Genomic DNA, 19541 nt, shown 5'->3' with positions numbered 1-19541 from the left:
GTGTGGACCGGCGGGCGTCGGGAAACTCATCGCTGCCGGCGCGAATCCTGCCGGCAGACGTACTGGCGGCGCGGCGCTCTACTGCACTGGGCCGACGGACGCCGGAGTCGTCAGTTCCCGAAGGTCGGCCGACGAACGGCCCGGCACGTAGGCGTACTTCCGGTCGCCGGCTTCGAGGAGCGCGGTGCGGGAGCCCGCACTGCTGCGGATCAACTGTGACGGTGGCTCGTGCCCGGTCCGCTGAACGAGCCTGCCGCGACGCTTGATGAAGAGGACCTGCTCCGGGGAGTCTTCCACGATGGCATCGCGGCCCACGGCGTACTCCGCGACGTGCCCGCCCTGGTCCATGAGCAGCGGCAGGTAGTCACCGAACCAGCTTTCGAGGTGTTCCCGGCTGGCGCAGCCGCAGGCCAGGCGGTCGTCCCCGCGGTACGAGTCGAAGATGGCCGGGTCCTTCGGATGCGGCCGCGTGACCCGGTGCTCGGCCTCCATGTAGCGGGCCAGCTCCTCGGCCGCAGGGGTCAACCACTGCGAGGTGTAGGGCCCGAGCCAGGCAATGCGCCCGCCCGGTGGCTGGGCGAACTCGAGCCTCCAGACTCGTGCCACATCCTCTTCGCTCACCCGGTCCACCCTAGGGTGCCCGACGGCTCGGGCGCCGTCGCCACAAGTGATCCGAGTGGGCCGTCGATCGGTCGCAGTCCGCGGCTTCGCTGGACTTCCGGGCGCCGGAGGCAAGCCCGGCGACCACTGGGCGCTCCGGTCCGATCGGACCGAGAAGGCCCCACACTGCGTCCGATCGGACCGAGTGAGCGGATCTACTCGGCCCACATGGGCCCTACCACCTAGGAGCGGCCCGGCTCATCCTTCGCCCGACCTGATCGAGCGGCCCCGCCGGCACCGGCAAGCTCGACGGCGACGCGGATCTCGTTCAGGTCAGGTCCTCTCGTCCGGCTGGGTGTGGCGTGGCGGGGCGACCGGCAGCTCCACGGTCACGCGCAGCCCTCCGTCGGCGCGCGGCGTGAGCCTGAGTGTTCCGTCGTGGGCGCGCGTGATGCTGGAGACGATGGCCAGGCCGAGACCGACACCGGCGTGGTCGGTGCGGATTCGCTGCGTGCCGCGCTGGAACGGTTCGGCCAGCGTGGAGACCAGCTGGTCGGTGAGCTTCGCGCCGGTGTTCTCGACGGTCAGCACCACGGTCCCGGGTTGGACGCTGGTCGCCACCCACACGGTGCCTGCTTCGGGCAGGTTGTGCACGATCGCGTTGTGCACGAGGTTCGTGGTGAGCTGCTGCAGCAGGGCATCCGAGCCGACGGTGGCCGCCTGGGTGCCGGTGGTCTCGATGGTGATGCCCCGCTTCTCCGCCAACGGCAGCAGGGTCTCGGTGGTCTCCTCGGCCAGCAGGGACAGGTCGACCAGCTCACGCGAGAAGGCGCGGCGGTCCGAACGGCTCAGCAGGAGCAGAGCCTCCGTGAGGTCGATCGCCCGGGCATTGACGGCGTACAACCGGTCGATGAGCTCGTCGGTGTTGGGGTTCGGCTCGTTGCGGGCCACCTCGAGCAGGGTCTGGACGATTGCCAGCGGCGTGCGCAGCTCGTGGGAGGCGTTGGCCGCGAACCGCTGCTGCTCGGCGTCGTGCGCCTCGAGCCGGGAGAGCATCGTGTCGAAGTCGTCGGCGAGTGAGCGGAACTCGTCCTTGCGCCCCTCCATGCGGATCCGGTGGGAGAGCGAGCCCTCTGCGGCGAGGTGGGTGGCCTGGGTGAGTCGGGTCAGCGGTGCGAGCATCCGGCCGGCGAGGAACCATCCACCGATCAACCCGAAGACCAGCAGGAACGCCATCGCCTGGGCAGCCCTCGGCGCGAAGGCCTCGAGCAGGTCGGAGCGGGTGGGGTTGAACGGCGCCGGTCCGGGGCCGTACTGCGCGCGCTCGGGAACGTAGCGCAGCAGGAACACCCACACGGTGGCGAGCAGCAGGCCGCCGGCCACGATCAGGAAGCCGGCGTAGCTGAGCGTGAGCTTGAGCCGAACGCTCAGCCCCGGCGCCCTATTCACTGCCATCTCCCGTGTCGATGCGGTAGCCGACACCGGGCACGGTGGCGATGATCCAGGGCTCACCGAGCCGCTTGCGCAACGCCGAGACCGTGATGCGCACCGCGTTGGTGAACGGGTCGGCGTTCTCGTCCCAGGCCCGCTCCAGCAGGTCCTCGGCACTGACCACTCCGCCTTCGGCCGCGACCAGGACCTCGAGTACGGCGAACTGCTTGCGGGTCAGCGCGACGTAGCGGTCGTCGCGGTAGACCTCACGACGGAACGGGTCCAGGCGCAGGCCCGCGATCTCACGCACCGGTGGCCGGTGGTGCGCCCGTCGTCGGTCGAGCGCTCGCAGTCGGAGCACCAGCTCGCGAAGCTCGAACGGCTTGGTGAGGTAGTCGTCGGCACCCAGCTCGAAGCCGGAGGCCTTGTCGTCGAGCCGGTCGGCCGCGGTCAGCATCAGGATCGGCATGCCACTGCCGGAGGCGACCACGCGTTGGGCGACCTCGTCCCCCGAGGGCCCCGGGATGTCGCGGTCGAGGACGGCGATGTCATAGGCGTTGAGACCGAGCAGCTCGAGCGCGGTGTCCCCGTCGCCGGCGATGTCCGAGGCGATCGCCTCGAGGCGCAGGCCGTCGCGGATGGCCTCGGCCAGGTAGGGCTCGTCCTCGACGATCAGCACACGCACACGCCTGATGCTACGAGCCTGCGCATATCGCCGGCGTATCCAAAACCGCATACGCCCTCGCAACTCGACGGTCCCTTGACTCGAGGCATGACCCTTCGAAACCCAGCAGCAACCCGTGGTCGCCGTACCCGCCTGATGATCCTGGCCGTGCTCGCCGTGGCCTGCGCGGCGCTCGTCGCGATCGCGCTGCCCGCCAGCGACCTGACCCAGCACGATTCCGGATCCGGCGTGTTCGGCTTCGAGATCGACCCCTCGGACCAGGGCGGCCCCGGGCAGCTCCTGGGCACCCGCGCCCGCCCGTCACTCGGCGGTTCGGGTCACGTCCCCGACGGCACGACCGTCTTCGACGACGACGTACCTGCGGTGGGCAACCTCGACCCCGACCTGCTCGCGGCGCTGCGCGAGGCCGCTGACGATGCCGCCGACGACCACGTCGGGTTCCACGTGAACAGTGGCTGGCGGTCGGCGGCGTACCAGCAGCAGCTCCTCGACGAGGCGGTCTCGCAGTACGGGTCGATGGAGGAGGCCTCGAGGTGGGTGGCCACCCCGGAGACCTCAGCCCACGTGTCGGGCGACGCGATCGACCTCGGTCCACCGGAGTCCGCGGAGTGGCTGGCCGACCACGGTGACGACTACGGCCTGTGCCAGATCTACCGCAACGAACCGTGGCACTTCGAGCTGCGCACCGAGGCTGCCGATGACGGCTGCCCCGAGATGTACGACGACCCGACGCAGGACCCGAGGATGCAGCAGTGAGGTTGATGAGCTGGTACGGCTTGTTCGGCACGTTCACCGGCGTCGCGTTCCTCACCGTGGTCGCGGTGCCGTTGGCCGCCCTGGTGGTGGTCGCCCTCGCCCAGTGGCGCAGGGCCTCCGGCACCCCACGGTCCGGGGCGTGGCGTACGGCGCTCGCGGACGTCGGGATGGTCTACGGGACGGTGCCGTGGGTGTGGATGACGATGATGCCGGGGAGTCACGCGGGCGGTGTGCTCGGCCGGGTCAGCCTGGTGCCGTTCCGCGACCTGGTCTCGATGGGCAGTCTCGGCATTGTCGGCAACCTGCTGGTCCTCTCCGCCCTGGGCTTCTTCGCGCCCCTGCGGTTCGCGCCGCTGGCCTCGTGGCCCCGGGTGCTGCTGTTCGCCGCGAGCTGCTCGCTGCTGATCGAGGTGGCGCAGTTCGTGCTGCTGCTCGACCGGGTGTCGTCCGTGGACGACGTTCTGCTCAACACTGCAGGCGCCGGCCTCGCCGCCTGGCTCTCACGCCCGTGGTGGCTCACGCCGGGAGAGGCGACGGTGGTTGAGGAGCGAGGAACGAACGCTTGTCCTGAGGAGCCGAGGGACGAGGCGTCTCGAAGGGTCTCGAAACCACCCACTGTCGCAGGCCGTTGAGCGCACGCCGAACCGGCCGGGCCATGTCGGCCCGGCCGGATGGTCACGCGGCCGCTTCGTCCACGGCCCGACCCGATCAACGTGCGTCGGCCAGTCGACGCGCCAGGGTCGGGACCACGATCGCCGCGGCGACGACGTGCAGCGCGATCAGGGTGACCGCGGAGCCCGCGTCGAACCCGAACGTGACGTCGGGGACGAAGGACAGCACGGTCAGCGCGACCGCCGTACGCACGAAGGTGGAACGCGGGTGACGGGCCTTGCGGGCCATCACGGCGGCCATGCCGACGCCGATGAGCGAGAAGACCAGAGTCAGCTGGGTGAACCCGAGGATCGGGATGCTCTCTCCGCCCGAGGTGTTCGCGAACGAGACACCGGCGGCCGACGCGACCGCCGCGAGGACGGTGGTGGCGACCGAGGCAACAACCGCAGCGGCGACACCGTGCTTCCATACCGGCTGGCGCTCGTCGGTCGACGCGCTGTGGGTGGTGACCTGCGTGGTGGGGATCTGCGTGGTGGACATGTCGAACTCCGTTTCTCCTGCTGGCCGCCCTGTGCGACCTGCTCATGCCACTTCCACGAACGGGTCTCGACGGATTCGACAGGTCAGTGAGAATTTCTTTCTCTGGTTCGATTCGAGACTCCTGTGGCAGGTTGTCGTATCGGTGGCCTTCCGTTCGTAGTGGGGTTGAAGGCGGTCATCGGGACCGCCCGGAACTGAGGAGAAACGTGATGACTGCATATCTGATGTCCGTGCACGGTCCGGCCGAGATGGAGGAGTTCGGCAACTACGGCTCGAGGGAGGCGATGGAGGAGTCCTTCGCCGAGACCGGCCGCTTCAACGACAAGCTCAAGGCCGACGGCTACTGGGTCTTCGCCGGCGGCCTCCAGCCCGCGTCGACTGCGACCGTCGTCGACGGCCAGGGCGAGACGCCGGTGGTGACCGACGGTCCCTACCTCGAGACCAAGGAGCTCATCGGAGGCTTCTGGGTGATCGAGGCGCCCGACCTCGACGTGGCGCTCAAGCTCGCGGCCGAGGCGTCCAAGGCCTGCCGCGGCAAGGTCGAGGTCCGCCCGTTCGACGGACTGGCCTGAGCCCAGGATGTCGACAGCGCAGCTCAAGACAGCCCATTTCAAGACGGCACAGTGACGCAGACCGGGCAGGCGGCCGTCGAGCGGGTCTTCCGCGAGGAGTACGGCCGCCTGATCGCCTCGCTCGTACGCCGCTTCGGTGACATCGACATCGCCGAGGAGGCGGCGAGCGAGGCGCTCGTCACCGCGTTGGAGAAGTGGCCGGAGTCCGGCGTACCTCCCAACCCGGGCGGGTGGCTCACCACCACCGCGGGCAACCGCGCGATCGACCGGCTCCGCCGCGAGAAGCTGCGCGACAAGAAGCACCAGGCGGCCTTCATGGACCACGACGACACACCCCACACCCCCACCGGCCCGGTCGAGGACGACCGGCTGCGACTGCTCTTCACCTGCTGCCACCCGGCGTTGGCGTCGGAGGCGCGCGTCGCCCTGACCCTGCGCCTCCTCGGCGGCCTGACCGTGCCCGAGATCGCGCAGGCGTTCCTCGTGCCCGAGACCACGATGGGCCAACGCATCACCCGAGCGAAGAAGAAGATCGCGGCCGCGAAGGTGCCCTACCGGGTGCCCGAGGCCGCCGATCTTCCCGAGCGCCTCGGCGGCGTCCTGACGGTGCTGTTCCTCGTCTTCAACGAGGGCTATCTCGCGAGTGGCGACGGCGACCCGGTGCGCGCCGAGCTCACCGGTGAAGCGATCCGGCTGGCCCGCATCCTGCACCAGCTGCTTCCCGACGAACCAGAGGTGACCGGGCTCCTCGCGATGTTGGTGCTCACCGAGGCCAGGCGTGAGGCCCGGGTACGCAACGGTCAGCTGGTCCCGCTCGGCGAGCAGGACCGCGCCGGCTGGGACCACGCGCTGATCGCCGAGGGCCACGACCTGGTCCGCGAGTGCCTGGCGATCAACCGGCCAGGTCGCTATCAGATGCTGGCCGCGATCAACGCCGTCCACACCGACGCCCCGAGCGCGGCGGACACCGACTGGTCGCAGGTGGTCGCGCTCTACGACCAGCTGACCCGGCTCGACGCGTCTCCGATCGTCGCCCTCAACCGGGCGGTCGCGGTCGCCGAGCTCGACGGCCCCTCGGTCGGTCTGGCCCTGGTCGACCGGCTGCCGCTGGAGGGCTACCACGCCTGGCACGCCACCCGGGCCGACCTGCTGCGCCGGCTGGGCCGCACCGTCGAGGCGAAGGAGGCGTACGACGCGGCGATGGCCGCCACCCAGAACTCGGCCGAGATCGCCTATCTGGGCCGGAAGCGCGGTGAGCTGGTCTGAGCCAGATCTGGTGAGAGTTTCTTCTGGGAGACTGTCGGATCCGGTGCAAGCCGTTCGTGGAACAGGTGAGAGGCGCCCTGAAGCGAGCGCCGAGACAAGGGAGTAGTGCGATGACGCAGTACCTGATCTCGTTCGATGACGGCTGGATGGACTTTCCCGACGAAGAGCTGCCCGACGTCGCCAGGGCCGCCAACGCGGTGGTCGAGGAGGCCCGGGCCGCGGGCGCCTGGGTCTTCGGTGGAGGGCTCGAGAGCCAGCGGGCCAGCGTGGTGGCCACCGACGGCACGATCACCGACGGTCCCTACCCGGAGACCAAGGAGGTCCTCGGCGGGTTCGCCGTCGTCGAGGTCGACTCACGCGAGGAGGCCCTCGAGTGGGCCGCCAAGATCGCGGTCGCCTGCCGGTGCTCGCAGGAGGTCCGCGAGCTCCTGCCCGACCCGACCGTCTGATCGGAACGGCAATCTGAGCCTTCGCCGCTCACCTGCCGTCGTGGTACGGCGGGAGCGGCGGAGGCTCCGGCCAGCCACGCTTCTGCGCCGCATAGGCGTACAGCCCACGGAACAGTTCCCGGCTGACGTCGCGCTCGTTCTTCAACCCGAGGTAGAGCTCCACGGGCGCGTAACAGGTCGTCGAGCAACGCCCGTCCCGGCCTGGCTTGCGGCCATGAAGCGCAGTTTCTCCCGGTCCTCCACGAACAGGAAGAAGTCATTGTCGTCCGTCACGTTCTGCAACCACCAGGTACGCCAGTCAGGATCGCGATGGAGGTCGATGGTAGCGAGTTCCGTGGGACCTTCGCCTTCGACATGGCAGGATTCCCCCGACTGAGGCGAGTACCGAAACTCATCCACCCGATGCTGATTCCCCACGGATGAGCGAGGTACCACTCGCCGATCTCATCATTCATCACAGTCCCCTCGGCATCCCGATGGGAAGGTGTCCGGCCTGCTTCTTGTAGCGCGCCGTGTGAAACGCTTCCCACTTCCTGGCCGTCCGCCAGCCAATCACATCTTCGCGCACCCGCTTCCACCGCCACTCGAGGCCTGTTGCCCGACGGCACGCAGACAGTCGCGATCGCGGGCTGTACTTGGCTGTCTTGGGCATCTTCGGTTTCACCTTGGGCCACGGGACGCCCTGCCGCTTGACGAACCGGCGCATCCCCGCGGGCGTGACGTCGGATGCCCTCACACTCCCCGTGCCGCAGCGACCGTAGGGTGTCCTGGGCAGCGCTGAACTGCCGCGCGGGATGGCTACGCGCGACTCTCCGGCCGCGCGGTACAGGCCGCCACCGAGAACTCCGCCGAGATCGCCCTACCTGGACAGGAAGCGCGGAGAGCTGGTCTGACCCGGCCGCTCAGCGACCGGTCTCGCTCCTGTCGCCCCTATGGGAGGACTGGTCCCCTCCTGAGTGGGGACGCGAGGACACCCGTTCGTGTGATGACAATTTGGGGAACGACACGGAGGCTCCGGGCACCGATGAGGCGTGTCCTGCCGTGATGAGCACCGACACGGAAGAGGCACGAGGCATGAGCAGGCCATTTCGGCGCACACCCGGCTCGGTCGAGAGCACTCCTCCCGAAGTGCCTGACACGACAGGCTCGGCACTGGGGCGACGGCGATTCGTCGGCCTCCTGCTGGCCGCGCCGACACTCACCGTCACGGCCCGCCTCCTCGGCGACGTGGCCACTGCCCCGCCTGCGTCGGCGAGCGGGGGCGGCCTGGTCGTGCCGACCCCTGACGGGCCCGCCGACATCTTCGACGTGAGTGACGCACAGATGCTCACGGTCCTCCCGACCGCCAGTCTGATCCACCTGACGCTGGACACCGCCGGCGTCGCACACTTCGCCCTCCACCGCTCCGAGAACGGCCAAGGCATCACCACGTCGACGGCAATGTTGATCGCCGACGAGCTGGACATGCCCATCCAGGACGTGAGCGTCACACTCGCCGACGCGCGCCCCGAGCTGCTGATGAACCAGTTCACCGGTGGCTCCAACAGCACCATGTCGACGTACCGGCCAATCCGGACGATGGCAGCTGCGGCGCGAAAGCGCCTCGTCGAGACCGCTGCCAGGCGCACCGGACACTCCGCATCGACCCTGCGCACCGCGGACGGACACGTGGTCTGCCCCGACGGTTCGAGGATCGCCTACGGCGACCTCGCCGTGGATGCCGCCGTCGACGAGGACACCCCGCTGGTCGCACCCCTAAAGCCCCTGTCGGAGCTCACGATGGTCGGCCAGCCGAAGGGACGCACGGACGCCCATGCCTCCGTCACCGGCACCAAGGAGTTCGCCATGGACCTGAAGGTCCCCGGCGCTCTGCCGACGATGGTCTGCCGGGCACCGCGCCTGAACGGCAAGCCGATCCGCTTGCTCAACCACGACGAGGTCAAGGCCATGCCCGGGGTCACGCACGTGGCGTTGGTCAGCACCGGCATCGCCATCCGTGCCCGCACCTTCGGGCAATGCATCGACGCCATCCGTGTGGTGCGCGCGGAATGGACCGAGGGCACCGCCGGCCGCAAGTCGGACGCCGACGTGCTGGCCGACCTGCGCAAGGCCGAGATCCCGCTGCTCGTGCCCAAGGTGCCGGTGCTGGCACAGACGGTCGAGACCGACTTCACGTTCCGATTCGCGAGCAACGCCGCATTGGAGACCAACTGCGCCATCGCCGACGTACGCAGTGACCGGGCGGAGGTTTGGTCGGGCCTGCAAGTGCCGCTCGTGGCCCGCAAGGACATCGCCGAAAAGGTGGGGCTTCCCGAGAAAGCGGTGGCCGTGCACGTCACGCTGGGAGGCGGGGCCTTCGGGCGCAAGGCCTTCTCCGACGCCGCGATCGAGGCCGCCGAGGTCTCGAAGGAGATGGGCGTGCCGGTCAAGCTCATGTGGCACCGGGTGGACGACGCCCGCGTAGGTCGGGTCCACCCCATGGCCACCTCCCGGATCCGGGCAACGGTCCTGGCCGGCAGCGTCCTCACTTGGGATCAGCGACACACCAGCGTGGCCACCGACTTCACGCACGGGTTCGGCGACGTCCTCACCGCGGCTGCTGCGGAACTCCCTGTCGTGGACCTCGGCTTCTCCGAGACGGTCTACGCACTGACCCAGGGAACGCACTACAACTTCGGAGTCACGACGAACCTGCTCAACGAGGTCGACCACGGATTCAACACGGGCTCGATGCGCGGCATCTACTCACCGAACGCGGCAACCGCGCGCGAGCTCACGGTCGACAAGATCGCCCATCTGGTCAACTCCGACCCCTATCAGTTCCGCCGCAAGTTCATCCGCCGCGCGCGCGGACGGGCGGTGCTCGACAAAGTTGCCCAGGTGGGCAGTTGGGGGCGGCAGATGCCGGCCGGGACGGCCCAGGGCATCGCGGTACACGAGGAGTATCACGGCTTCAGCGCCTGCCTGGTTGAGATCGACTGCCGTCCTGAGACGGTCAGTCGTGAGGTCCCCGAGGCGGTCACGGGGCCTCGGGTGACCAAGGTCGTGTTCGCCATCGACGTCGGGCTGGTGATCAACCCGCGCGGGCTCGAAGCCCAGATGATGGGCGGAATCATGGACGGCCTCGCGATGACCCTCACCTCGAGCATGCACCTCGAGGACGGTCACTTCCTCGAGGCCAGTTGGGACAACTACGCCTACACCCGCCAGTGGAACGCCCCACCCCAACTCGAGATCATCGTGATGCCCTCGACGACCGAGGAACCCGGCGGCGCCGGCGAGTTCCCGGTCGCCACCAGCGCCGCGGCCGTGGCGACGGCGTACGCCCGGGCGACTGGAACGCTGCCGACGGAGTTCCCGGTCAACCACAGTGCACCGCTCTTCTTCACCCCGAAGTCGTTCGAGCCACCGTTGCCGGCATCGCCCACCGACGGTCTCTCCCACACCTACTGAGGATGCCGACATGCCCACCCACACCTTCAAGGTCAACGGCGAGACCGTCACCGTCGACGTCGAGGACGACGTACGCCTCCTCTGGGTGCTGCGCGACATTCTCGGCATCACCGGGCCCAAGTATGGCTGCGGGATCAACGTCTGCAAGGCCTGCACCAGCCACGTCAACGGCAAGGCCTTCAACCCGTGCTCGGTCCCGGTCGGGGCGCTGGAGGACGACGACGAGATCACCACCATCGAGGGACTTCCGGCAACGGTGGGCAAGGACCTGCACCCGATGCAGGAAGCCTGGATCGACCGTGACGTCGCCCAGTGCGGCTACTGCCAGCCCGGCCAGATCATGGCTGCGGTCGCCCTGGTGAAGAAGGTACGCAGCGAGAGTCGCTCCATCACCGATGCCGACCTCGATGGCATCCGCAACATCTGCCGGTGCGGGACCTACGTGAGGATCCGCGAGGCGATCAGGGCCGGCGCGGCGCAGATGTGACCCAGCGGCCGGTCAGAGCACCTTGGACAGGAACCCTTGCGTGCGCTCGTGCTGGGGGTTGGCCAGCACTTCCGCCGGAACGCCCTCCTCGAGGATCACACCGCCGTCCATGAACACCAGCTTGTTGCCGACCTCGCGGGCGAAGCCCATCTCGTGGGTCACGACCATCATCGTCATGCCCTCCGAGGCGAGGTCCTTCATCACCTGCAGCACGTCGCCGACCAGCTCCGGGTCGAGCGCCGACGTGGGCTCGTCGAAGAGCATCATGTCGGGCTCCATCGACAGGGCCCGGGCAATCGCCACGCGCTGCGACTGACCACCCGACAGGTGCGCCGGGTAGGCGTCCTCCTTCTCGGACAGTCCCACCTTGGCCAGGTTGGCCCGCGCGATCTCGACCGACTCGGACTTCGACCGCCCCTTGACCCGCTGCTGGGCGATGCAGAGGTTCCTCAGCACCGTCATGTGCGGGAAGAGGTTGAACGACTGGAACACCATGCCGATCCGCGAGCGGAGCTTGTCGACGTCCGCGTCGGGGTCGGTGATCTCGTCGCCCTCGACGAAGATCTTGCCGCTGGTCGGAGTCTCCAGCATGTTCACGCAGCGCAGCAGGGTGGACTTGCCCGAGCCAGACGGCCCGATCACGCAGACCACCTCGCCGACACCGACGTGGAAGTCGATCCCCTTGAGGACCTCGTTGCTGCCGAAGTACTTGTGCAGTTGTTGTACGTCGATCGCGGCCGTGCTGCGGTCACTCGGGACGTGTGGCTCGCCCGTGCTCCAGGTGGTCATCAGCGGGCCCTCTCAGACTTGGCTTCCATGCGGCGTACGACGATCGACAACGGCACCGTGATGAGCAGGTAGCAGAGCCCCACCACGATGATCGGGGTCAGGTTGGCCGCGCTGTTCATGCCCTCGCGACCCCACTTGGTGAGGTCGTACTCGTCGAGCGAGAGGCCGAGGATGTAGATCAGTGAGGAGTCCTTGGTCAACAGGATCAGCTCGTTGGTCAGCGGCGGCAGGATGATCCGGAACGCCTGCGGGATCACGATCGAGATCATCGCCCGCGAGTGCGACATGCCCAGGGAGCGGGCGGCTTCCATCTGGCCCTTCGGCACGGCCTGGATGCCGGCCCGGATCGTCTCCGCCATGTAGGCGCCACCGACGAGGCCGAGAGCCAGGGTGGCGACACCGAGGCCGCCACCGGGGATCTCGTAGTCGGGGAACGCACGCGAGAAGCCGGGGCCCAGGGCGAGGAACACGACGAGTGCAGGCAGACCGCGGAAGAGCTCAATGATCGCGGTGGAGAGCCAGCGCCACGGGCCGATGCTCGAGAGCCGCATCAGGGCGAGCACGAGACCCAGCAGCAGGCCGAAGACGAACCCGCACGCGGTGTAGATGATCGTGTTCTTCAGTGCCGTCTTCAAGATGTCGGGGAACTGCTCCCTGACCAGGTCGGGCTTGAAGAACGAGTCCCGCAGTGACGCCCAGTCCGCCGCGAAGGCGATGACGGCCACGACGAGGACGATCAGGGCGTACTGCGCGTAGCGGAGATAGGCCGCGCGCTTGCGCTTGCTCAGCGCCATTGGAAACTCCCGTCAGGCCGCGCGGAGTGCACGACCGTGGTCCGGAGGGACACGGATCGAGGCATCACCCGGCGGTGCCGAACCACTTCTCCTTGAGCTTGTCCATCTCCGCCTTGTCGGCGATCGCCTCGTTGATCGCCTTGAGCAGCTCGGGGTTGTCATCCTTCGCCACCGAGAAGCCGTACTTCTCACCGGTCGCGAACTCCTTGCTCACCTCGACGCCGTCGTTCTGCGCGACGTAGTAGTTGACCAGGCCGTTGTCGTTGACCCCTGCGTCGGCGTCACCGCTGTTCACGGCTTCCATCATCAGGACCGAGTCCTCGTAGGAGACCTTCTCGGCGCCCTTCGGGAGGTTCTCCTCGACGTAGGTCTCACCGGTGGTGCCCTCCTGGACGGCGATCCGCTTGCCGGCCAGGTCGGAGAGGTCGGAGTAGCCCGAGCCCTTCTTGACCAGCATCGCCTGGGTGGCCTCGAAGTACGGGTTGCTGAAGTCCATCACCTTGACCCGTTCGGGCTTGATCGTCATCGCGCCGGTGGCCACGTCGCAGTCGCCGTTGTCGAGCGCGTTGCCCGAGACGATGGTCTCCCAGGGTGTGTCGATGACCTTCGTCTTGAGGTCCTCGTTCTTCGCCACGAGCTTGAGCACGTCGATGTCGAAGCCGACGACCTCGCCCTTCTCGGTGAACTCGAACGGCTCGTAGGGCAGGTGGGTGCAGATGGTCAACGTGCCCTTCTCGACCACCTTCACCCCCGACTCGGTGGTCGTCGTGTCCTTGTCCTTGGCACAGGCGGAGACGGAGAGGGCGAGGATGGCGACGGCCAGGGCAGCGGGCACGGTGCGAAGGTTCATGCCCAGCACCATAGACCGGATCACCCTCGAGATGCAGGCCGCGACCTCACCACGTCGGGCCGGCGATTCGCGATGAGTCCGGCTGTCATCACCGGTCTGTCCACACGCTGCCCGTTGCATCCGCTGACTGAAGGAGTCGCCATGCCTCGCACCAGGGTCCACAACCTGAACATCTCCCTCGACGGCTATTCCGCCGGCGACCACGTGACACTCGACGCCCCGATCGGTGGCGCGGAACAGCTCTTCTCGCGCTTCGACGGCAGGGCCATCCACGGCGTCGACCAGGTGGACTCGCCCTTCACCTTCGACCATGCCCTGACCAGCACGTGGGGTCAGGGCGTCGGCGCCGAGATCATGGGGCGACGCAAGTTCGGCCCGCAGGTCGGCGAGTGGCCCGATGACGGGTGGCGGGGTTGGTGGGGCGATGAGCCGCCGTTCCGGACACCGGTGTTCGTCCTGACCCATCATCCCCACCCGACGATCGACTTCCCCAACGGGACGAGCTTCCGTTTCGTGGACGGTACGCCGGAGGAGGTGCTTCACCTGGCCCAGGAGGCCGCCGGCGGTGGCGACGTCCGCATCGGTGGTGGGCCCTCGACCGTCCGGCAGTTCCTCCAGGCGGGGCTGATCGACTTCATGCACCTGGTGATCGTGCCGATCACCCTCGGCAAGGGTGTGTCGATCTGGGAGGGGACGAGCGGCATCGAGGATGCCTTCACGGTCGAGTCGATCACCTCTCCCAGTGGGCTGGTCCACCAGTTCTGGAACCTGCGTCGTTGACCCGTTCGGGCAACTCGAGCATTTCCGGGTCGCCCCGGTACTCCCGCGGAGAGCGCCGACTCCTTGTGGGTATTGACCGTGCGACGCACGCGAAGGATGCGCGCCGGTCCGATCCGGAGCGAGGAACCCATGACTCACACGCCTGACCACGACTCGGCGTACGACGCGATCCAGTGCATCGTCCCGCCGTACATGCTCGAACAGCTCGCCCGCAACGGCACCGACGCGCAGCGGGCCTGGGCCCGCGAGGCTCTGGCGGTGACCGCACGGGCCAGGGAGCTGCGTTCGACCCGCGGCCTCCGAGGCACCGCCCGACGCACCAGGGAGGCGCGCGCGGAGCTTGCCGCGGCCGCACCCATCCGCAAACACCGCTTGATCCACGATGCCGGCCACGACACCGACCTGCCCGGCCAGCTGGTCCGCAAGGAGGGTGACGCGGCCACCGGCGACGTCGACGTGGACCGCATCTATGACGGGCTGGGCGCGACGTGGGACCTCTACTTCGACCTGTTCGGTCGCAACTCCTACGACGACGACGGCGCCAGCCTCATCGGCACCGCCCACTACGACAACAACTTCGGCAACGCCTTCTGGGACGGCGAGCAGATGGTGTTCGGCGACGGCGACGGGCTGCTCTTCGTCTCCATGACCGCCGCCGTCGACGTGATGGCCCACGAGCTCAGCCACGCGGTCACCGAGCACGAGTCCGACCTGGAGTACGAGAACCAGTCCGGCGCCCTCAACGAGCACCTCTCCGACGTGTTCGGCTCGCTGGTCAAGCAGCGGCTGGCCGGCGACACCGCGGCCACCGCCGACTGGCTGATCGGCGAGGGCCTCCTCGGGCCCACGATCAACGGGGTCGCCCTGCGGTCGATGATCGCGCCCGGCACGGCGTACGACGACCCGGTGCTGGGCACCGACCCGCAGCCGGCCCACATGGACGACTTCGTGGTCACCACCAGCGACAACGGTGGCGTGCACATCAACTCCGGCATCCCGAACCGCGCGTTCGCCCTCTTCGCGCAGGCACTCGGCGGCAACGCGTGGGACCAGGCCGGCCGGGTCTGGTACGCCACCGCGACCGACGACGCCCTCGACTCGAACGCCCGCTTCGACCGTTTCGCCGCCCTCACCGCCGACCACGCGTTCGCGCTGTTCGGCCACGACGTGGCTGCCGCGTGCGTCACGGCGTGGGCGACGGTAGGGATCGGCGTGCCGTGGAACCGGCACGTGGACCGCACGGCGCAGCACCGCGCGGCGGGTTCGTCCTCGACCCCCGCGGGCGTGGTGGTGACCGGGCTGAAGACCCAGAACGTCGCCTTCCGCGACGACGACGGGCACCTGCACGAGCTCTGGCGCGACGCCGCCGCCGGCACCGGGACGTCCGACCTGACCGCCCTCGCCGGTGCCCGCGACGCCACCGGTGAACCGCGGGCGTACGTCGACCAGGGCCGCAGCACGGTGATCCTGCCGTTCCGCGCGAACAACGCCTCTGTCCGTTCCCTCTACTGGTCCACCGGCGCGGTCGGTCAGGACGACCTGTCCGGCACCGCCGGGTCTCCGTCCGCGGCGGGGAACCCGATCGGCTACCACCACGCCGAGTCCGACACCCACCACGTGGTCTACCGCGGTGGAGACGGGCACCTCCACGAGCTGTTCTGGGTCGGGGTGGCGCCGGTGAACTACGGCGGCAACCTGACCGGCACGATCGGCGCGCCGAAAGCGGCCGGCGACCCGGCGCCGTACGTCACACCGGACGGCACCAACATCGTCGTCTACCGGGCCGTCGACGGCCGGATCCTCAGCGTCTACTGGAAGGACGGTCCGAGCGGTCTCGACGACCTGTCCGGCACCGCGGGGACGCCGAAGGCCGCGAGTGACCCGGTGGCCTACTACGTGCCGCAGACCGACACCCACCAGGTCGTCTATCGGGGCGTCGACGGACACGTGTACGAGCTCTACTGGGTCGGTGCCGCGCCCGTGTCGGGCTGGAACGTGACCGCGTCGGCGGGGGCGCCGCTCGCCACCGGCCGACCGACCACCGTCCACTGGGGCGCCCGGAACGTGAAGAGCGTCGTCTACCGCCGCTCCGACGGCCACCTGCATGAAGTGTGGTGGACCCCGGGCCAGGCGCCCGGCCACGGCGACGTCACGGCCAACTCCGCGGCCCCGCCCTCGGCATCGGACCCGTTCATGTTCATCGACGACGTCGCCGGCTCGGGCCACCTGGTCTTCCGCTCAGGTGACTCCCACGTCCACGAGATCTCCTGGAGGTAGGCGCCCTTCCGCCGTACGGCCCCTCCCTTCCAAGGTATAGCGAAGTGGGGGGCTTGCGGCAAGGCCCCGGTGGTGCCGCACACTGTCCGCTCGGCGCCCACGGTGGTCGCCGAGGAGGGGGCAGGAATGACTGACGTGATCGTGGCCGGCGGCGGCCCGACGGGCATGATGCTGGGCGCCGAGCTCACCTTGGCGGGCGTCGACGTGACGGTCGTGGAGCGCAGGCCGAGCGCCGAGCTGGTGGGCTCGCGGGCCGGCGGGTTCCATGCGCGGACGATCGAGGTCCTCGACCAACGCGGCATCGCGGGTCGATTCCTGGAAGCCGGCAAGACCTATCAAGGTGCTGCGGCCGGCAGCGCGATGTTCGACGTCAGCGACTTCCCGACCCGCCACCCCTACACGTTGGGGCTGTGGCAGAACCACATCGAGCGCATCCTCGCCGAGTGGGTCGACGAGCTCGGGGTCAAGGTCGAGCGGGGTCGCCAGGTCACCGGCTTCGTCCAGGACGCCGACGGGGTGGACGTGCGGCTGGCCGACGGCGCGACCGTGCGGGCGTCGTACCTCGTCGGGGCCGACGGTGGGCGCAGCGTGGTCCGCAAGGCCGCGGGCATCGACTTCCCCGGCTCGGAGGCCACGCAGACCAAGCTGATCGCCGAGGTCGAGGTCGGCGAGCAACCGCCGGTCGGCGTACGCACGGACGAGAGCGGCATCCACGGGCTCCAGGTGATGGAGGACGGGCGCACCTTCCGGGTGATCACCACCGAGCACCAGATGGGGCCCGCCACGGAGCCGACCCTGGACGACCTGAGGGCCGCGCTGCACCGAGTCTTCGGCACCGACTTCGGCGTGCACAGCCCGACCTGGATCTCGCGGTTCTCCGACGCCACGCGCCAGGCGGCGTCGTACCGCGAGGGGCGGGTGCTGCTGGCCGGGGACGCCGCGCACATCCACTATCCCGCAGGCGGGCAGGGCATCGGCCTCGGCGTCCAGGATGCCGTGAACCTCGGCTGGAAGCTCGCCCAGGTGGTCAAGGGCGTCTCGCCGGAGAGCCTGCTCGACACCTACCGGGCCGAGCGGCACCCGGCGACCGCCCGTGCGCTGAAGCAGACCATGGTGATGGGACTCCTCCAGCAGCAGGACGCGCGCCACGTCGCGGTGAACGACCTGATGGACGAGTTCGTGGCGATGGACGAACCGCGCCGGCACGTCGCCGGACTGCTCTCCGGTCTCGACGTCCACTACGACCTCGGGGACGGGCACCCGCTGCTCGGTCGGCGGATGCCCGACCTCGACCTCGAGACTCCCGACGGACCGGTCCGGGTCTTCGAGCTGCTGCACGCCGCCCGGCCGGTGCTCCTCGACCTCGGGACCCCGGGCGGCGTCGACCTCGGTCCCTGGGCCGACCGTGTGCGCCTGGTCGTTGCCGAGAGCAGCGGCCCGTGGGAGCTGCCGGTGATCGGTGAGGTGACGCCGCCGAGCGGTGTGCTGATCCGGCCGGACGGCCACGTTGCTTGGGTGGGTGGCGGGATGGGGGCCGCGGGTGGCGGGATNGGCCGTGGGTGGCGGGACGGAGGCCGTGGGTGGCGGGACGGAGGCCGTGGGTGGCGGGACGGACGCGGGTCTGCACGACTCACTGACGCGGTGGTGCGGTCCGGCCTGACGTGTCGCAGGGTGCTGCGGCGCAGCGGCGCCCGACCGAGCTGCCGGGCGCGTGAGACCCCGCTCGTTCCCATCGCTGTGTCAGCCTGTAGCGGACCACCCACACGCCCCCAAGGCAATGAGGTTGCTTCCATGTCGGACTCACTCACCAGTGCTGCAGAAGAGCTGATCGCGCGCGGGGTCACCCTCGGCGGGCCCCGCAAGAGCTTCGCCCATGCCGGGCGCAAGCAGCTGATGACCCTGCTCCACCACGGCCTGAACCCCGATTCCAAGGTGCTCGACATCGGCTGCGGTTCACTGCGCGCCGGCCACTGGCTGGTCCGGCTCCTGGACCCCGGCTGCTACTACGGCATCGAGCCCAACCGCGAGATGCTCGAGGCAGGGGTCGACGTACTCCTCGGTCCCGAGATGGTCGCTGCCAAGCGGCCGACCTTCTCGCACCGCGACGACTTCTCGATGGCGCACTTCAACGAGACATTCGACTTCTATGTCGCGCGCTCGATCTGGAGCCACGCGTCGAAGCCCCAGATCGAGGTGATGCTCGACGGCTTCGTGGCCACGTCGGCGCCGAACGCGACGTTCATGGCGTCGTACTACCCGGCCTCTGCCGAGCGCCCCGACTACGACGGCGACGAGTGGTTGGGGCGGAGCCACGAGTCGGACGAGTCCGGCACCATCGCCCACGACTTCGGATGGATCACCAAGGCGTGCGAGGCGCGCGGCCTGGTGGCAGGCGAGGCGCGGAACCCGGCCCTGAACTTCGGAGCCCAGACCTGGCTCAGGGTCCGGCACGCTCGCTGAGTCCGGGCGAGCCCTCATGATTCCGGGGTGACAGGGGGCGATCCCTGATGCCGGCGCTCGACGGCGCCGACGAGGCTGGAACGCATGAGAACTCGTCTCGGAATCTTCCTGTCCCTGTGGAGCTTCGGCTTCGCCTGCGTGCACGTCGCCTGGGCCTCCGGGTGGCGCGGCGGCCTCGACTCGCAGTTCGCGCCGATCAGCGAACGCCCGTGGTTCCTCGCCTACGACCTGCTCGCGGGCTTCCTGATGTACGGCGCCGCGGTCGTCGCCTGGATGCTGGCCCACGGAGGTCTCCCGAAACGTCTCACCCGCAGGCTCACCCTCCTGACGATGGTGGGCTCCGGTCTGGCCCTGGGACGCGGGGTGCCAGCGCTGGTGTGGGACGCCGCGGCCGGGGAGACCGGCTTCGTCAGCCTCGGTGCCGACATCTGGTTCACCCTGGCCGGGTTGACGGGTGTGGCCCTCGCGGTCGTCGTACGCCGGGAGGTCCCGCAGGCGTTCGCACGTGACCAGCAGCGCTCCTCGGCATCCCGGGGTGCGCCCGCGAACTGACACGCGTCGGGCGGCTTGCCCTCAGCGACGTGCCTCGAACAGGTGACGAGTCGAGTGCGCGACGAACGGCTCGCGTCGCGGAGCCGGGCGTCGAGGGCGCGCAGGCGGTCGTCGTACGACGCGACGGAGAAGTCGGGCACCCACCACACGCACTTGCGCAACCGTTTTCACCGGGCACGACGACGAGG

Annotated in this window: 19 protein-coding genes and 1 pseudogene; 12 read left to right on the top strand and 8 right to left on the bottom strand. The window is 69.1% G+C overall.

Annotated features, from left to right (window positions below; translation table 11 throughout):
* Positions 1-78: 78 nt before the first annotated feature.
* The 3 genes from ASH02_RS01895 to ASH02_RS01885 form a co-directional block, all read right to left on the bottom strand.
* On the bottom strand, positions 79-621 hold the full coding sequence (locus ASH02_RS01895) for a hypothetical protein (protein WP_156409680.1): 543 nt from the start codon (positions 619-621) through the stop codon (positions 79-81).
* Between the two features lie 312 nt (positions 622-933).
* Complete coding sequence (locus ASH02_RS01890; protein ID WP_327152740.1) at positions 934-2055, bottom strand: sensor histidine kinase; 1122 nt, start codon at positions 2053-2055, stop codon at positions 934-936.
* Positions 2042-2716, bottom strand: coding sequence for a response regulator transcription factor (locus ASH02_RS01885; RefSeq protein WP_057294159.1), 675 nt, complete (start codon positions 2714-2716; stop codon positions 2042-2044). The genes ASH02_RS01890 and ASH02_RS01885 overlap by 14 nt, the downstream gene beginning before the upstream one ends.
* Before the next feature lie 87 nt (positions 2717-2803).
* On the opposite strand from ASH02_RS01885, the gene ASH02_RS01880 reads away from it, so the two are divergent.
* On the top strand, positions 2804-3472 hold the full coding sequence (locus tag ASH02_RS01880; RefSeq protein ID WP_057294158.1) for a M15 family metallopeptidase: 669 nt from the start codon (positions 2804-2806) through the stop codon (positions 3470-3472).
* 5 nt (positions 3473-3477) lie between these two features.
* Positions 3478-4104: a VanZ family protein gene (locus ASH02_RS01875; protein WP_057294157.1), complete on the top strand. Its 627-nt coding sequence runs from the start codon at positions 3478-3480 to the stop codon at positions 4102-4104.
* 76 nt (positions 4105-4180) lie between these two features.
* Here the strand turns inward: ASH02_RS01875 and ASH02_RS01870 are convergent, their stop codons facing one another.
* Complete coding sequence (locus ASH02_RS01870) at positions 4181-4624, bottom strand: DUF6069 family protein (protein ID WP_082620768.1); 444 nt, start codon at positions 4622-4624, stop codon at positions 4181-4183.
* Between the two features lie 209 nt (positions 4625-4833).
* Here ASH02_RS01870 and ASH02_RS01865 point away from each other — a divergent pair, with 209 nt between their 5' ends.
* The 3 genes from ASH02_RS01865 to ASH02_RS01855 all read left to right on the top strand — a co-directional run bounded on the left by ASH02_RS01865 (position 4834) and on the right by ASH02_RS01855 (position 6911).
* Positions 4834-5196, top strand: a complete 363-nt coding sequence (locus tag ASH02_RS01865; protein WP_056683941.1) for a YciI family protein — start codon at positions 4834-4836, stop codon at positions 5194-5196.
* Between the two features lie 51 nt (positions 5197-5247).
* Positions 5248-6462 carry an RNA polymerase sigma factor gene (locus ASH02_RS01860; protein ID WP_057294156.1) on the top strand — a complete coding sequence of 405 codons (1215 nt, stop codon included), beginning with the start codon at positions 5248-5250 and terminating at the stop codon, positions 6460-6462.
* Positions 6463-6572: 110 nt separating this feature from the next.
* Positions 6573-6911: a YciI family protein gene (locus ASH02_RS01855; RefSeq protein ID WP_056683948.1), complete on the top strand. Its 339-nt coding sequence runs from the start codon at positions 6573-6575 to the stop codon at positions 6909-6911.
* Between the two features lie 28 nt (positions 6912-6939).
* Here ASH02_RS01855 and ASH02_RS27240 read toward each other — a convergent pair whose 3' ends face one another.
* On the bottom strand, positions 6940-7074 hold the full coding sequence (locus ASH02_RS27240; RefSeq protein ID WP_268793364.1) for a hypothetical protein: 135 nt from the start codon (positions 7072-7074) through the stop codon (positions 6940-6942).
* A gap of 965 nt (positions 7075-8039) precedes the next feature.
* Between ASH02_RS27240 and ASH02_RS01850 the strand changes: the two genes are divergently transcribed.
* Both ASH02_RS01850 and ASH02_RS01845 read left to right on the top strand, forming a co-directional pair.
* Positions 8040-10364, top strand: coding sequence for a molybdopterin cofactor-binding domain-containing protein (locus ASH02_RS01850; RefSeq protein WP_235530143.1), 2325 nt, complete (start codon positions 8040-8042; stop codon positions 10362-10364).
* A gap of 10 nt (positions 10365-10374) precedes the next feature.
* Positions 10375-10851, top strand: coding sequence for a (2Fe-2S)-binding protein (locus ASH02_RS01845; RefSeq protein WP_056683954.1), 477 nt, complete (start codon positions 10375-10377; stop codon positions 10849-10851).
* A 12-nt stretch (positions 10852-10863) separates the two neighbouring features.
* Here the strand turns inward: ASH02_RS01845 and ASH02_RS01840 are convergent, their stop codons facing one another.
* From ASH02_RS01840 to ASH02_RS01830, 3 genes are all read right to left on the bottom strand, one after another.
* On the bottom strand, positions 10864-11640 hold the full coding sequence (locus ASH02_RS01840) for an amino acid ABC transporter ATP-binding protein (RefSeq protein ID WP_056683957.1): 777 nt from the start codon (positions 11638-11640) through the stop codon (positions 10864-10866).
* Complete coding sequence (locus tag ASH02_RS01835) at positions 11640-12434, bottom strand: amino acid ABC transporter permease (RefSeq protein WP_056683960.1); 795 nt, start codon at positions 12432-12434, stop codon at positions 11640-11642. The genes ASH02_RS01840 and ASH02_RS01835 overlap by 1 nt, the downstream gene beginning before the upstream one ends.
* Before the next feature lie 64 nt (positions 12435-12498).
* Positions 12499-13284 (bottom strand): ABC transporter substrate-binding protein, encoded by a 786-nt coding sequence (locus ASH02_RS01830; protein ID WP_056685184.1) that lies wholly within the window; start codon positions 13282-13284, stop codon positions 12499-12501.
* A gap of 141 nt (positions 13285-13425) precedes the next feature.
* Here ASH02_RS01830 and ASH02_RS01825 point away from each other — a divergent pair, with 141 nt between their 5' ends.
* The 5 genes and pseudogenes from ASH02_RS01825 (at position 13426) to ASH02_RS01810 (ending at position 19353) form a co-directional block, all read left to right on the top strand.
* A complete protein-coding gene (locus ASH02_RS01825; RefSeq protein WP_057294155.1) occupies positions 13426-14064 on the top strand; it encodes a dihydrofolate reductase family protein in 639 nt (212 codons plus the stop codon).
* Between the two features lie 129 nt (positions 14065-14193).
* Complete coding sequence (locus ASH02_RS25450) at positions 14194-16341, top strand: M4 family metallopeptidase (protein WP_082563896.1); 2148 nt, start codon at positions 14194-14196, stop codon at positions 16339-16341.
* Positions 16342-16467: 126 nt separating this feature from the next.
* Positions 16468-17891 (top strand): annotated as a pseudogene (locus ASH02_RS27440) (FAD-dependent monooxygenase); the annotation flags it as partial.
* Between the two features lie 241 nt (positions 17892-18132).
* A complete protein-coding gene (locus ASH02_RS26855; protein WP_056683969.1) occupies positions 18133-18801 on the top strand; it encodes a methyltransferase in 669 nt (222 codons plus the stop codon).
* A gap of 84 nt (positions 18802-18885) precedes the next feature.
* Entirely contained in the window at positions 18886-19353 is a 468-nt protein-coding gene (locus tag ASH02_RS01810) for a hypothetical protein (protein WP_056683972.1), read from the top strand.
* Positions 19354-19541: the final 188 nt, after the last annotated feature.

Origin of the sequence: Nocardioides sp. Soil796, assembly GCF_001429525.1 — a bacterium.
In the GTDB taxonomy this organism is placed as follows: Bacteria; Actinomycetota; Actinomycetes; order Propionibacteriales; family Nocardioidaceae; genus Nocardioides.
This window is presented reverse-complemented; position numbering and strand designations above follow the sequence as displayed.

What these genes read in the sequence shown, in the direction of transcription:
- ASH02_RS01890 (WP_327152740.1), bottom strand. Translation starts at nt 2,055, where the DNA reads ATGGCAGTGAATAGGGCGCCGGGGCTGAGCGTTCGGCTCAAGCTCACG.
- ASH02_RS01880 (WP_057294158.1), top strand. Translation starts at nt 2,804, where the DNA reads ATGACCCTTCGAAACCCAGCAGCAACCCGTGGTCGCCGTACCCGCCTG.
- ASH02_RS01875 (WP_057294157.1), top strand. Translation starts at nt 3,478, where the DNA reads ATGAGCTGGTACGGCTTGTTCGGCACGTTCACCGGCGTCGCGTTCCTC.
- ASH02_RS01870 (WP_082620768.1), bottom strand. Translation starts at nt 4,624, where the DNA reads ATGTCCACCACGCAGATCCCCACCACGCAGGTCACCACCCACAGCGCG.
- ASH02_RS01865 (WP_056683941.1), top strand. Translation starts at nt 4,834, where the DNA reads ATGACTGCATATCTGATGTCCGTGCACGGTCCGGCCGAGATGGAGGAG.
- ASH02_RS01855 (WP_056683948.1), top strand. Translation starts at nt 6,573, where the DNA reads ATGACGCAGTACCTGATCTCGTTCGATGACGGCTGGATGGACTTTCCC.
- ASH02_RS01845 (WP_056683954.1), top strand. Translation starts at nt 10,375, where the DNA reads ATGCCCACCCACACCTTCAAGGTCAACGGCGAGACCGTCACCGTCGAC.
- ASH02_RS01840 (WP_056683957.1), bottom strand. Translation starts at nt 11,640, where the DNA reads ATGACCACCTGGAGCACGGGCGAGCCACACGTCCCGAGTGACCGCAGC.
- ASH02_RS01835 (WP_056683960.1), bottom strand. Translation starts at nt 12,434, where the DNA reads ATGGCGCTGAGCAAGCGCAAGCGCGCGGCCTATCTCCGCTACGCGCAG.
- ASH02_RS01830 (WP_056685184.1), bottom strand. Translation starts at nt 13,284, where the DNA reads ATGAACCTTCGCACCGTGCCCGCTGCCCTGGCCGTCGCCATCCTCGCC.
- ASH02_RS01825 (WP_057294155.1), top strand. Translation starts at nt 13,426, where the DNA reads ATGCCTCGCACCAGGGTCCACAACCTGAACATCTCCCTCGACGGCTAT.
- ASH02_RS25450 (WP_082563896.1), top strand. Translation starts at nt 14,194, where the DNA reads ATGACTCACACGCCTGACCACGACTCGGCGTACGACGCGATCCAGTGC.
- ASH02_RS26855 (WP_056683969.1), top strand. Translation starts at nt 18,133, where the DNA reads ATGTCGGACTCACTCACCAGTGCTGCAGAAGAGCTGATCGCGCGCGGG.
- ASH02_RS01810 (WP_056683972.1), top strand. Translation starts at nt 18,886, where the DNA reads ATGAGAACTCGTCTCGGAATCTTCCTGTCCCTGTGGAGCTTCGGCTTC.